This window comes from Aeromonas sp. D3 (genome assembly GCF_027705025.1).
Classification (GTDB): domain Bacteria; phylum Pseudomonadota; class Gammaproteobacteria; order Enterobacterales; family Aeromonadaceae; genus Aeromonas; species Aeromonas salmonicida.
The window spans coordinates 238,726-251,586 of record NZ_JAPDBE010000001.1; the positions used below are offsets into that span (position 1 = coordinate 238,726).

The 12,861-nt window shown below is 56.4% G+C and carries 12 protein-coding genes; 11 read left to right on the forward strand and 1 reads right to left on the reverse strand.

Annotated features, from left to right (window positions below; translation table 11 throughout):
- The first annotated feature begins 58 nt into the window (after nt 1-58).
- The 11 genes from ribF to tapY2 all read left to right on the forward strand — a co-directional run bounded on the left by ribF (nt 59) and on the right by tapY2 (nt 12,258).
- Entirely contained in the window at nt 59-1,033 is a 975-nt protein-coding gene (ribF, locus tag OKC28_RS01175) for a bifunctional riboflavin kinase/FAD synthetase (RefSeq protein ID WP_059111817.1), read from the forward strand.
- On the forward strand, nt 1,033-3,894 hold the full coding sequence (gene ileS, locus OKC28_RS01180) for an isoleucine--tRNA ligase (RefSeq protein ID WP_270686798.1): 2,862 nt from the start codon (nt 1,033-1,035) through the stop codon (nt 3,892-3,894). The genes ribF and ileS overlap by 1 nt, the downstream gene beginning before the upstream one ends.
- The gene (lspA, locus tag OKC28_RS01185; protein ID WP_270686800.1) at nt 3,894-4,394 is read left to right on the forward strand and encodes a signal peptidase II; all 501 of its coding nucleotides are present in this window, start codon (nt 3,894-3,896) and stop codon (nt 4,392-4,394) included. The genes ileS and lspA overlap by 1 nt, the downstream gene beginning before the upstream one ends.
- On the forward strand, nt 4,391-4,843 hold the full coding sequence (fkpB, locus tag OKC28_RS01190; protein WP_270686802.1) for an FKBP-type peptidyl-prolyl cis-trans isomerase: 453 nt from the start codon (nt 4,391-4,393) through the stop codon (nt 4,841-4,843). The genes lspA and fkpB overlap by 4 nt, the downstream gene beginning before the upstream one ends.
- A 79-nt stretch (nt 4,844-4,922) precedes the next feature.
- Nucleotides 4,923-5,858: a 4-hydroxy-3-methylbut-2-enyl diphosphate reductase gene (gene ispH / locus OKC28_RS01195; RefSeq protein ID WP_270686805.1), complete on the forward strand. Its 936-nt coding sequence runs from the start codon at nt 4,923-4,925 to the stop codon at nt 5,856-5,858.
- Nucleotides 5,859-5,968: 110 nt separating this feature from the next.
- Entirely contained in the window at nt 5,969-6,376 is a 408-nt protein-coding gene (gene tppA / locus OKC28_RS01200) for a type IVa pilus pseudopilin TppA (protein WP_219615116.1), read from the forward strand.
- A 3-nt stretch (nt 6,377-6,379) separates the two neighbouring features.
- Nucleotides 6,380-6,946, forward strand: coding sequence for a type IVa pilus pseudopilin TppB (gene tppB, locus OKC28_RS01205; protein ID WP_270686809.1), 567 nt, complete (start codon nt 6,380-6,382; stop codon nt 6,944-6,946).
- Nucleotides 6,943-7,929, forward strand: a complete 987-nt coding sequence (tppC, locus tag OKC28_RS01210) for a type IVa pilus pseudopilin TppC (RefSeq protein ID WP_270686811.1) — start codon at nt 6,943-6,945, stop codon at nt 7,927-7,929. The genes tppB and tppC overlap by 4 nt, the downstream gene beginning before the upstream one ends.
- The gene (gene tppD, locus OKC28_RS01215; RefSeq protein ID WP_219598366.1) at nt 7,926-8,363 is read left to right on the forward strand and encodes a type IVa pilus pseudopilin TppD; all 438 of its coding nucleotides are present in this window, start codon (nt 7,926-7,928) and stop codon (nt 8,361-8,363) included. Before tppC ends, tppD begins: the two co-directional genes overlap by 4 nt.
- An 11-nt stretch (nt 8,364-8,374) precedes the next feature.
- Complete coding sequence (locus tag OKC28_RS01220) at nt 8,375-11,986, forward strand: pilus assembly protein (RefSeq protein ID WP_270686814.1); 3,612 nt, start codon at nt 8,375-8,377, stop codon at nt 11,984-11,986.
- A complete protein-coding gene (gene tapY2 / locus OKC28_RS01225; protein ID WP_155602288.1) occupies nt 11,983-12,258 on the forward strand; it encodes a type IVa secretion system protein TapY2 in 276 nt (91 codons plus the stop codon). The genes OKC28_RS01220 and tapY2 overlap by 4 nt, the downstream gene beginning before the upstream one ends.
- Nucleotides 12,259-12,261: 3 nt before the next feature.
- On the opposite strand, the gene tppE is transcribed toward tapY2, so the two are convergent.
- Nucleotides 12,262-12,759 carry a type IVa pilus pseudopilin TppE gene (gene tppE / locus OKC28_RS01230; RefSeq protein WP_059168781.1) on the reverse strand — a complete coding sequence of 166 codons (498 nt, stop codon included), beginning with the start codon at nt 12,757-12,759 and terminating at the stop codon, nt 12,262-12,264.
- Nucleotides 12,760-12,861 lie beyond the last annotated feature (102 nt).

Genomic DNA, 12,861 nt, shown 5'->3' on the forward strand with positions numbered 1-12,861 from the left:
TGCCAGCTGGCTGATATATAATCCGCCGATTTCCATGGCAGCAACGCACAAGGCACTGATGGAGCTTATCCGCGGTATTCACAATATCAAGCCCCGTCACCGGGGATGTGTATTGACCATAGGCAACTTTGATGGGGTCCATCAGGGTCATCATGCCGTGTTGGCGCGCTTGCAGGAAAAAGCCGTTCAACTGGAGTTGCCAGCCTGCGTCATGCTGTTCGAGCCCCAGCCACTGGAACTGTTTGCCGGATCGGCTGCGCCTGCTCGCCTCAGCCGGCTGCGGGAGAAATACGAAGCGCTCAAGAGCATGCAGATCGACCGCATGCTCTGCGTGCGCTTCAACCATCGTTTCGCCGAGCAGTCCCCCAACAGCTTCATCGAGCAGTTGCTGGTCGAAAAACTGGGGGTGCGTTATCTGGTGGTCGGCGATGATTTTCGCTTCGGCAAGGGGCGGGAAGGGGACTTCCACCTGCTGGAGGAGGCGGGCCATCGCTTCGGTTTCGAGGTGATCAGTACCCAGAGCTTCCAGCTCGAACGGCAGCGGGTCAGCAGCACACTCGTACGCGAGGCCCTGAAAGCGGGCCGGATGGCGGAGGTGGAGATGATGCTCGGCCGCCCTTATACCATCAGCGGTCGGGTGGCCCACGGTGACAAGCTGGGCCGCACCATAGGTTTTCCCACCGCTAATCTGGCACTCAAGCGCCAGGTCATCCCGGTCGGTGGCGTGTTTGCAGTGGAAGTGTTATGTTCCGGCAAGACCTTCCCCGGCGTAGCCAATGTGGGTGTACGGCCGACAGTGAATGGCACACAAGCCAGATTGGAAGTACATCTATTTGATTTTTCTGGTGATCTATATGGTCAGCAGGTCAAGGTGCTGCTTCGCCACAAGCTGCGCGAAGAGCAGAAGTTTGCCTCTTTCACCGCCTTGAAAGAGCAGATCGAACGAGATGCCTTGGCGGCCCGAGCCTGGTTCGGGCTGCCACTACTCAATTTACCCAGCACTCTTTTAGAAAAGAAGGGAACCCAGGACTGATGAGCGACTATAAACACACCCTGAATCTTCCGGAAACCGAGTTTCCGATGCGTGGCGATCTGGCCAAACGCGAACCCAACATGCTGAAACGTTGGTACGATCAGGATCTTTACGGCGCCATTCGCCGCGCCAAAGCGGGCAAACCCTCCTTCATTCTGCATGACGGCCCCCCCTATGCGAACGGCAGCATTCACATCGGTCACTCGGTCAACAAGATCCTCAAAGACGTCATCATCAAGTCCAAGGGCCTCTCCGGCTTCGATTCTCCCTATGTGCCTGGCTGGGATTGTCACGGTCTGCCTATAGAGCTGAAAGTGGAAGGCATGGTTGGCAAGCCGGGTGAGAAAGTCTCCGCTGCCGAGTTTCGCGCCGAGTGTCGCAAATATGCCAAAACCCAGATCGAAGCGCAGAAGACCGACTTCATCCGTCTGGGTGTGCTGGGTGACTGGGAACATCCCTACCTGACCATGGACTTTGGCACCGAAGCCAACATCATCCGTTCCATGGCCAAGATCGTTGAAAATGGCCATCTGCACAAAGGCTCCAAGCCAGTGCACTGGTGTACCGATTGCGGTTCTGCGCTGGCAGAAGCGGAAGTGGAGTACTACGACAAGAACTCCCCCTCCATCGACGTGCGCTTCAAGGCCGTTGACGAGGCGACCGTGGCCGCCAAGTTTGATTGCCCTGAAGGCCACACTGGCAAGGGCCCCATCTCTGCGGTGATCTGGACCACGACTCCCTGGACTCTGCCCGCCAACCGCGCCATCGCCATGCATGCCGATCTGGACTATGCCCTGGTGCAAGTCGAAGGTGAACACCCCGAGCGCCTGATCCTGGCCACCGAGCTGGTCAAGGATGTGATGGACAGGGCCGGTATCGAGAAGTTCCACAATCTGGGTTACACCAAGGGTGCCGCGCTCGAGCTGCTGCGCTTCAACCACCCCTTCTATCGCTTCGATGTGCCTGTGGTACTGGGTGATCACGTCACCCTCGATGCCGGTACCGGCGCCGTTCACACCGCCCCTGGCCACGGTCAGGAAGACTTTGTGGTCGGTCAGAAGTACGGTCTGGAAGTGGCCAATCCGGTTGGCAGCAACGGCGTTTACCTGCCGGATACCGAACTGTTTGCCGGCCAGCACGTGTTCAAGGCCAATGCGGCCGTGGTTGAGGTGTTGACCGAGCGCGGCGCCTTGCTGCACCACATGGTGTTCAACCACTCCTACCCGCACTGCTGGCGTCACAAGACCCCGATCATCTTCCGTGCCACCCCGCAGTGGTTCATCAGCATGGAGCAGAAGGGTCTGCGCAAGCGCGCGCTGGAAGAGATAGAGCGCATTGAGAAAGACGGGATCACCCAGCACGGACAGAGCGGCTGGGTGCCTGCCTGGGGCAAGAACCGCATTCAGGCCATGGTCGAGAACCGTCCTGACTGGTGCATCTCTCGTCAGCGTACTTGGGGTGTGCCCATCTCCCTGTTCGTTCACAAGGAGACCCAGCAACTTCACCCGGAATCCGTGCGCCTGATGCACGAAGTCGCCAAGCGTGTCGAGCAGTCCGGCATTCAGGCCTGGTGGGATCTGGACAAGGCCGAGCTGCTGGGTAGCGACGCAGACATGTACGACAAGGTGCCTGACACCCTGGACGTCTGGTTTGACTCAGGCTCGACCCACTCCTCAGTGGTAGATGCTCGTCCCGAGTTCAACGGTCACTCCGCCGACCTCTATCTGGAAGGCTCCGACCAGCACCGCGGCTGGTTCATGTCGTCGCTCATGATCGGCGTGGCCATGAAAGACAAGGCTCCCTACAACCAGGTACTGACTCACGGCTTCACCGTGGATGGTCAGGGTCGTAAGATGTCCAAGTCCATCGGCAATGTAGTCAGCCCGCAGGATGTGATGAACAAGCTGGGAGCCGACATACTGCGTCTGTGGGTCGCCAGTACCGATTACACCGGCGAGATGACGGTCTCCGACGAGATACTCAAGCGCTCTGCCGATGCTTATCGCCGCATTCGCAACACAGCCCGCTTCCTGCTGGCCAACCTGAATGGCTTCAATCCGGCAACAGACATGGTAGCTGCCGCCGACATGGTGGTGGTAGATCGCTGGGCAGTGGGTCGTGCCAAGGCAGCGCAAGCCGAGATAGTGACGGCCTTTGAAGAGTACAACTTCCACGGCGTGACCCAGAAGCTGATGCAGTTCTGCTCCATCGAGATGGGTTCCTTCTATCTGGACGTCATCAAGGACAGGCAGTACACCGCCAAGGCAGACAGCCTGGCTCGTCGTTCCTGCCAGACTGCGCTCTATCACATCGCCCAGGCCATGGTGCGCTGGATGGCACCCATCATGAGCTTTACCGCTGATGAAATCTGGGCACTGCTGCCCGGCGAGCGCAGCGAGTTCGTCTTCACCGAGGAGTGGTATGACGGCCTGTTCGGGCTGGATGCCGGCGAGCAGATGGACGATGCCTTCTGGGCCGAGATCCTCACAGTGCGCGGTGAAGTGAACAAGGCGCTGGAAGCGGCCCGGGGCGAGAAGCGCATCGGCGGCTCCTTGCAGGCCGAACTGACCCTGTTCGCCAAGCCGGAGTTGGCCGAGCGCCTGAATGCCCTTGCCGATGAGCTGCGCTTCGTGCTGCTCACCTCCAAGGCCAAGGTCATCACTGCTGACAGCGCACCGGAAGGTTCCGTTGCGACCGAGCGCGATGACCTCTGGCTGAGCGTGGCCCAGTCCGCCGCCGCCAAGTGCGACCGCTGCTGGCACCATGTGGAAGACGTTGGCACCATTGCCGGTCACGAAGAGATCTGTGGCCGCTGCGTCACCAACGTCGAGGGTGACGGCGAAACACGTCAATTTGCCTGATGAACATGACTCAACATAAAAGCGGCCTGCGTTGGCTGTGGCTGGCGGTGCTGGCATTCGTACTGGACCAGGCGAGCAAGCTCGCCGTGGTCAAGATGCTGCCATTTGGCTACCCGGGGGTGGAGATCACCCCCTTTTTCAATCTGGTCCACGTTTACAACAAGGGGGCAGCATTCAGCTTCCTGGCCGATCAAGGTGGCTGGCAGCGCTGGTTCTTCGCCATGCTGGCGTTTGCCATCTGTGGTTTGCTGATCCACTGGTTGCGCAAGCAATCCGTCACCCAACGCTGGAGCGGTATCGCCTATTCGCTCATCATCGGCGGTGCCCTTGGCAACGTGTTTGATCGACTGGTACTGGGCCATGTGGTCGATTTCCTCGATTTCTACTGGCAGCGTTCCCATTGGCCGGCGTTCAACCTGGCCGACAGCTTCATCTTCATCGGTGCAGTCATGATAGTGCTGGAAGGCTTCCGCTCCGAAAAGAAGAAGGAGGCGCCATGAGCCAGCAGATAGCCGCTGACAGCTGTGTGCTGTTCCACTTTGCCATCAAGCTGGAAGATGGTTCAGTTGCTGACAGCACTGCGCTGCAAGGCAAACCGGCACGCCTGCGGATGGGAGATGGCAGCCTGACAGCCAGCTTCGAGCAGTGTCTGCTGGGGCTGTGTGCAGGGGAGAGCAAGAGCTTCACGCTGACCCCTGAGCAGGCGTTTGGTCTCTCCAATCCTGACAACATCTACCATCTGGACAGAGCCAAGTTCGGCGCAGATGTGGAGCCCAAGATTGGCACCATCATTCTGTTCGACCAACCCAATGGTAGCGAACTGCCCGGTATCATACGGGCGGTGGAAGGCATGTCGGTGACGGTCGATTTCAACCACCCCCTGGCCGGCCATACCGTCACCTTCGAGGTGGAGATCCTGGGCGTTGATGATGAGGAAAAGGTGATCTGATGGATATTTTGCTCGCTAATCCTCGCGGTTTCTGTCGTGCTGATGTCGATCACGCCATAGGCATGAGTGAGGTGTACTGATGGATATACTGCTGGCTAATCCTCGTGGCTTTTGTGCCGGTGTTGATCGCGCCATCAGCATTGTCGAGAGCGCGCTTGAGAAGTTCGGGGCTCCCATCTATGTCCGCCATGAAGTGGTGCACAACCGTTATGTGGTGAACAAGCTGAAAGAGGCGGGGGCCGTGTTCGTCGAGGAGCTGGACGAGGTGCCGGACGACAGTATCGTCATCTTCTCCGCTCACGGCGTGGCCAAGACGGTGCGCGAAATGGCCAAGTCCCGTGCCCTCAAGGTGTTTGATGCCACCTGTCCGCTGGTGACCAAGGTACACATGGAAGTCCATCGTGCCAGCCGCAAGGGTTCCGAGGCCGTACTCATTGGTCATGCGGGTCATCCCGAGGTGATCGGCACCATGGGCCAATACGAAAACCTCGAAGGTGGCATGTATCTGGTGGAAACGCCTGACGATGTTGCCAGCCTCAAGGTGAAGAATCCGGATGATCTCTGCTTCGTCACCCAGACTACCCTGAGTGTCGATGAGACCTCGGATGTGATCGACGCCCTGCGCAAGCAGTTCCCCAAGATCCAGGGGCCACGCAAGGACGACATCTGCTACGCCACCCAGAACCGCCAGGATGCGGTGCGGGAGATGGCGGGACTGGTAGACGTCATGCTGGTGGTCGGGTCACGCAACTCTTCCAACTCCAACCGCCTGCGCGAGCTGGCCGAGAAGGTGGGCAGCAAAGCCTATCTTATCGACGATGCTTCCATGATCGAAACTGGCTGGCTGGAGGGAGTCAAGGCGATCGGCGTTACTGCGGGTGCCTCCGCGCCGGACGTGCTGGTGCAGAACGTCATCGCCCGCCTGCGCGAGCTGGGTGGCAATATGGTCGTCGAGCACCCGGGTCGTGAAGAGAACGTGGTGTTTGAAGTGCCGCCCGAGCTTAGAATTATTTGAGTGCAGCCAGAAAGGCTTAAGAATAAAGTATGATGATATTGACGCCGAGTTTGTCGTGGTGACAGGCTCGGCGTTAAACTTGTAACGCGGTCAATCACCAAGGATGGGATATGATTGGGTTCTTTCGAGGCTTTTCTCTTGTTGAGTTGATGATTGTCGTCGCCATTGTTGCGATCCTTGGCACCATCGCTTACCCCTCTTATCAGCAGTACCTGCTGACCAGCCACCGTGTCGATGCCAAAAAGATGCTGTTGGACGCTGCCAACCGGCAGGAAACCTACTTCATGGATTTCAATCAATACACCTCCTCGGCTGCAGACCTCAATCTTTCTGAAAGCTCGGATGCTGGCCACTATCGTCTGGTTTTGTCTGCCGCTGGCAACTCTTTCCGGTTGTCCGCAACAGCATCCGGTGCGCAAGGGGCTGATAGTGACTGCGTGGTGTTTTCAATCGATCAAAATGGTACGAGAAGCGCTCTGGATAGCAGCGACAGTACCAACAACGATTGTTGGGATTGAGTGATGAGACGACTAACTTGCCTGGCTGGATTCAGTCTGCTGGAAGTAATGATAGCGGCGGTAGTGCTTTCGTTTGGTCTGTTGGGGTTGGTTGCCATGCAGGTACAAGCAAAGTTTTCCAGTTATGAGGCAAGACAGAGAACTATTGCCAGCTGGCTGGCCAATGACATGGTTGAGCGTCTCAAGGTAAACCGTGGGGCATGGGAGCTTCAGGCCAGCAATACTTGGATTGTCAGTGGCGGAACCTCATTCTTGCCATCTTGTGCCAATGAGAATGGCACCATGAGCGGTTGCAGCAATGCCGATTTGCTGGCGCTTGACCTTTATTTCTGGCGACAGTCGCTACTGGGTAGTGCGGCATCCGGGGCTGGAACGACCCTGCGCAATCCCACTGGCTGCATTATCAAAGGTGCAAACAATGCGTTGACCGTCTCCATCTTCTGGGCGGGTCGCGAATCGTCCCATGATGGTGCGGCAGCCGGTGCTGTAGCCCCCGCCATTACCGCTTCTTGCGGAATTGCTGGCCTGGATTTGACGAGGCGTCAGTTTGTTCTGACGACCACCCTGTGAACAGTCGCGGTTTTACTTTGGTTGAATGGCTTATCGCCATGGTCATCGGCGTTTTTTTGCTGGGTGGCGTGTTGGCTGTTTTTGTTGCCTCCCGCTCTACTACCAATGAGTCCTTTGATCAGAGCGAGCTGCTCGAGAACGGCCGCATTGCCATGCGTCTCATCACCCAGGATTTACGCTGGGCCGGATTCTGGGGTGACTTCACGGGGGGGGCTTTGACTGTGGGCGATGAGCTGACCTTGTCTTCCGGGGCTACCGTGGTAAATGATTGTCTGGATGAGCGAAATGAAGGGAGCCTTCCCTCCAGCCTCTTTCCGGTGCGCCCACTCTGGGTTGCCCATATCAGCACGGCAGGCACCATGAGCGGTTTTGCCTGTATTTCATCCCCTACTCGCGTGGCCAACACGGACGTCATCAGCATCAAGCGCCTGATTGGAAATCCGGTGACGGGAGGGTTGGATGCCAATCGCTTCTATATGGCTACCAATACTCAACTGGCTCATTTGTTCAGAGGTAATGAGACAGCTCCCTCCGAGACAACCATGCCGATGCGCCAGATTTGGGAGTACCAGCACCACGTCTATTATCTCTCTCCTAACGGCAGCGGTGGTTTTGAACTGCGCAAGCGAATGCTCACTGCTGATGGTGGCTCCTGGTTGATATCAGGGGCCTTGGTGGATGGTATTGAGCGGATGGTGCTGCTGTTCGGGGTCGACACCAGCAATGTGCCGGATGGTCGTATCGACAAGTTTTCTGCCATAGATGCAGTCACCTCGCAAGAGTGGGGTGAAGGGCGGGTGATAGCAGTCCGTGTGTTTTTGCTGGTGCGCTCGCTGCAGGCATCCAGCCGCTACACCAATAACAATGTCTATCAACTGGGTGATGTCAGCGTGGCCGGCAATGGGGATGGATTTCGCCGCCTGCTTCTGGAAAGCACTGTGGTGCTGCGCAATCCCATGATGATGGCGGGAGGTGGGCAGTGAGGCATTCACGTGGTGTGGCATTGATAGTTGCGTTGGTGATCCTGGCTCCCTTGACACTGATCGCCGTGGTGTTGATGCAATCTGGGGGCATGGATCTGCGTGCCAGTGGGGCGGCTGCAGCGTTACAGCAGGTCGAGCACAGGGTGGAGGGCATCATAGGTGGCGCGATGCAGCAAACAGGGCTCGCTACCCAGATTGCTCAGATGCCTTCTGTTTCGACTGCGACGTCAACAGTGAGTGGCTCCATGGGTAATGCCATCATGCAATATAGAAGTGAAACCGTGTGCAAGCGACGATTTGACGCAACCAGCAAGAACGTCATACCCGCCTGCCGTTATGTGGAGCTCGAGGCAAGCCAGGCGTACGGGAAACAGGGACGTCCCATGACCTGGACTGTTGGGGTCGAACAGCCATTGTTAAAGAAGGCTGAATAGGAGCGGCAGCGATGTTACATCATGAAAAACTGTGGTTGATGGCCCTGTGCGCACTGAGTGTGCCTGCTGTCGCCAGTGATGCCTACTCGGATGATACCGAGTTGTTTATCTATGACTTCTCGAAAGCGGGGGATTATCGGCCCAAGGTGCTGATCATCTTCGACAACTCCGGCAGTATGGCGGAAACCATGGAGCTGGAGCGAGAGAAGTACAATCCTGCCACTGTCTATCCATCGTTGAACCGGGATCCGGATACCGGCAACTCGCGTAATTATGTCTATTACTCGACCGACGGTTCGGTGCCAGCCATCAACAGCAATCGACGCTTTCGCGACAGTATCAATGCTTGCGCTTCATCCAAGACCCCTCTTGGCACTGTAGGTTACTTTCAGTCCCAAGTCTGGACCTATGTCTATTCAAGCTATCGCAATGGGGTGCCTCGTCAGGGAGATTGGGAGACCATCTCTGGCGAGAACGAAGATGACATCACCATCGTCGACTGCAAGCAGGATATTCAGAACCGCAATCCAGCCAATCCTTTCAGCGGGACGCTGGAGGTGGGGTCGGTCAGTGACGGTTATCCGGTCGACAAAACCAGCAACACTCGTGGTGAATGGTACTACACCGGTAACGCGAATGACGCCACATCGGGTAGCAACACCAGTGTAACCCTCTACACGGCCAACTATATTCGTTGGTATTACGGGCCGACTGGGTACGCCGTCGAGTCACGTCTGCGCATCGCCAAGGATGCGGTCAAGTCTGTGATCTCCTCCACTCCCGGGGTTGATTTCGGTTTGGCAATTTTCAATACCAACAACAGTACCAGCACCAATGGCGGCAGAGTGGTGCGTCGCATCCTCAGCAATGACGATATGGTCGGCACCATCACCGCCGAGCAGAACTTGCTCAACACAGTGGAGGGCCTCTCTGCCACGACCAATACGCCACTGTGTGAAACCCTCTATGAAGCCTACCGTTTCTACGGGGGGCAACCCGTACTCTATGGCAAACAAGGCGGGACGCGGGACAAGCTCGCCGAAGACCCTGAAGGTACTTACACCTCGCCTTATGACAAATGTTCAAATAACGGCTATGTCATCTATGTTACCGATGGTGCACCAACCAGCGATACGGCTGCTGACAGCGCAGTAAAGGCGTTGACGGACTCGCTAAGCGCAGATGAACGGGCTGCCTACGGCTCGACAGTGGGATATGGTTCTGGCACCTCCAAGAGCTATCTAGCAGCGATGGCCGGTTACATGAAGAACAAGGATGTGAACACTTCATCGCCCGGCAAGCAGACTGTGACCACGTTTACCGTGGGATTTGGTGATGAAGCCATCTCCGGGGCAGGCAATCTGCTGGCAGAGACGGCGAGGCGTGGAGGCGGTCAATACTACCCGGCGGTCAGCGCTGAAGCGCTCACGCAGGCGTTGCGGTCTTCCCTGCTGGCCATTTTGCGGATAAACACCTCTCTGGTGTCTCCGGCGATCACCACCAACAACTTTGACCGGACTCGCAGCCTCAACAATATCTATTACGCCATGTTCGAGCCAGATACCGGGCCGCGCTGGAAGGGCAACTTGAAGAAGCTGACTCTGTCTGGTGATGGGTATGTGGCGGATGTTAACGGCCTGCCCGCCATCAAGGCGGATGGTTCCATTCTGGAGCAGGCTCAGACCTACTGGTCATCGGAGCGGGATGGTAATTCGGTTGCCAAGGGCGGCGTGCAGGCCATGTTGGCCGAGAAGACCAATCGCAACCTTTATGTGATCAATTCAGTTGCATCACCCAAGCGATTGGACACTTTTAACAAAGCCAATCTTGTGTCGATTGCCGGCTCTGCCGACAACCTTGCCAGTTACATGCAGCTGGCCAGTTCCACCGAACTCGACGGCCAGATCGACTGGACCAAAGGGCTCGATGTGGATGATGAGGATTATGATGGCAGCACCACTATCCGCCCATACATAGTGGGAGATCCGCTGCATTCCCGTCCATTGGTGGTCAACTATGGCTGCACCATTCCTTCGGGCCAGAGCACTTGTATGCCTGACTTGCGTATCTTGATGGGAACCAACGCCGGTTTCCTGCACATGTTCAAGGATCTCGGCAGTACGGTTGATGAAAGCTGGGCCATGATCCCTTACGAGCTGCTGCCAAAACAGGAGGCTCTGCGTCTCAATGCCGAGTCTGCGGATCATCTCTACGGCGTTGATGCTTCTCCGGTGGCGCTGATCAAGGATGCCAATAGCAATGGTGTCCTCAAGGCATCAGAGGGGGACTTTGTCTGGCTGTTCTTCGGTTTGCGTGCTGGCGGCAGTAGCTACTATGCACTCGATATCACCAATCCTGATGCGCCCAGCTTGAAATGGGTGATCAATAGCCAGACAACTGGCTTCTCATTGCTCGGCGAAACTTGGTCAGTGCCGGAGGTAGCCTATGTACCTTGGGATGCCTCCCCGAGTAACAAGCGACTGGTGATGGTGTTTTCCGGTGGTTACGACGCCAACAAGAGCAAGGTCGGGATCGGTAGCTCCGACAGTAAGGGGATGGGGCTCTACATGGTCGATGCCGATAGTGGTGCACTGGTATTCAGTGCAACACCGGGAACGGGTTCCAGTACCAACAAGCAGGTGACTGGAATGGTCGACAGTATGCCGGGGCCGGTTTCCACACTCGACAGTGACGGTGACGGGAGAACCGACCGGATTTATGCCGGGGATACGGGCGGTAATATCTGGCGTTTGGATATGCCCTCAACCAGCACCAGCGCCTGGAGCATTTTCAAGTTCGCCAGCCTGGGGTCTGACGATGTGCAGGCGAATGACCGCCGCTTCTTTACCCAGCCGGTGGTGGTGCGGACCATTAACAAGCAAGTGACCAAGACGGTGATCAGTGGCGAAGACTATTTCTCGTTCAAGGAGAGGCCATTCGATGCCGTGCTGATTGGTTCTGGTGATCGAAATCGTCCATCATCCGAGTCTACAGTGCAAAACGCCTATTTCATGCTGCGTGACTACGGGGTCGTTGCCAAGAACTACAACACCGGGGCTCCTGCTCCCATCACGATGACGGACTTGTATGATGTATCGGTGGATCCTCTGGCCGGTGTTACGGCGACCAATGACCTGCTCAGCCTGAGAGCGGCTATCACCAGTAAATCGGGTTGGAAGTATTGGCTGGCGGAGTCAGGAGAGAAGTCCATGGGCGCAGGGGTAGTGCTGCAAGGCAAGCTCTATTTCACTTCTTTCTTGCCGCAGGTCCAGTCATTCGAGGAGTGTACTATCCAGTCCATTGGTGCCATGCGGCAGTATATGGTCGACATGCATTACGGTACGTCTTTCAAATACGTGGTGGACCAGGATGGTAACGAAACCCCTCAGCGCTATGTGGAGGTAAACAACAAGGTAGCCGACGATCTGGTGATCCATGCGGGTGACGATTCGAAGATACGGATTATTGGTGGCGCTCCGGGTGAAGAGGTCATTCTCAAAGACGAGGGCGAGGGTGTGCCTGAGCGCTGTACTGGAGAGGGCGAGTGTTCGGAGGGGGCGGATGAGGCTGAAATGGATATGGCGCCCAAGAAAATATACCTGTATGAGGATGAGCCCCAATGAAAATGATCCTGTGGCTGATGGCCTTGTTGAGCGCAGCCAGTGTTCATGCTGGAGTGGATAGAAAATGCTATGTCGAGCTGGAGAATGGTAGCTATGTCGTTATTCAGGGGACGATAACGGATAGCCAGAGGGCTGAAATCGCCTTTAAAAAGAAAGGATTTGAAATGGATGGGCAGCTTTTAATGGTCAGAAGGGTAGTGGAGTGCCAGCCAACAGAACAGCCATTCAGCCAGGAGGCAGCCAGAGCGCAGGAGGCGTCACAGCCGAGATAATGGCTAGGGGCAGATGACGGCGGTATCCGTTTTGCTGCTGCGCCCTGATGCGGCAATGACGAGGTTAATGGTCGGTTCCCCGCTGACGCATATTGAAATGGTCATATTTGTCCCAAGGCTGGTGCCATCAGTGGCAAACAAGACGCGGGTTCTTGTCGAACTGAGTACGGTATCTGCTGAAAACACAGGGGTTCTGGATAGCTCGGTTTCGCCATTATCCAGCCTAGCGTTGCTGTTGCTGTCAGTGAACACCAGCAATTGGCTTGGACTGTTTGTGACACATTGATTGCCGGTGTTGACCAGGCATGCTGTCACGGTCTGTTGATCGCTGATTGCCTGATTGCGAGCAAAGCGCAGATGTTTCATGAGGCGCTCACTTTCATAATTGGCGCGGTTATCTTGAAGCAGGTTGCCGAGGGAAGGAATGCCTATGCCGAGCAGAATGACGGCCAGGGCAATAGCAACCATCAGCTCCAGCAAGGTAAATCCGGCTTGTTTCATATGAACTTGGGCCTGTCGTTCCGTGACTATTTACAGCTTATCCCTCCCTGTGGTTGCTGTCACATGCTAACACCCGTCTTGAACTGGCAGATTGCCCCCCTT

Bases quoted from the DNA above. Each gene is read 5' to 3' on its own strand.
- ribF (WP_059111817.1), top strand. From the start codon at position 59: ATGGAGCTTATCCGCGGTATTCACAATATCAAGCCCCGTCACCGGGGA.
- ileS (WP_270686798.1), top strand. From the start codon at position 1,033: ATGAGCGACTATAAACACACCCTGAATCTTCCGGAAACCGAGTTTCCG.
- lspA (WP_270686800.1), top strand. From the start codon at position 3,894: ATGAACATGACTCAACATAAAAGCGGCCTGCGTTGGCTGTGGCTGGCG.
- fkpB (WP_270686802.1), top strand. From the start codon at position 4,391: ATGAGCCAGCAGATAGCCGCTGACAGCTGTGTGCTGTTCCACTTTGCC.
- ispH (WP_270686805.1), top strand. From the start codon at position 4,923: ATGGATATACTGCTGGCTAATCCTCGTGGCTTTTGTGCCGGTGTTGAT.
- tppA (WP_219615116.1), top strand. From the start codon at position 5,969: ATGATTGGGTTCTTTCGAGGCTTTTCTCTTGTTGAGTTGATGATTGTC.
- tppB (WP_270686809.1), top strand. From the start codon at position 6,380: ATGAGACGACTAACTTGCCTGGCTGGATTCAGTCTGCTGGAAGTAATG.
- OKC28_RS01220 (WP_270686814.1), top strand. From the start codon at position 8,375: ATGTTACATCATGAAAAACTGTGGTTGATGGCCCTGTGCGCACTGAGT.
- tapY2 (WP_155602288.1), top strand. From the start codon at position 11,983: ATGAAAATGATCCTGTGGCTGATGGCCTTGTTGAGCGCAGCCAGTGTT.
- tppE (WP_059168781.1), bottom strand. From the start codon at position 12,759: ATGAAACAAGCCGGATTTACCTTGCTGGAGCTGATGGTTGCTATTGCC.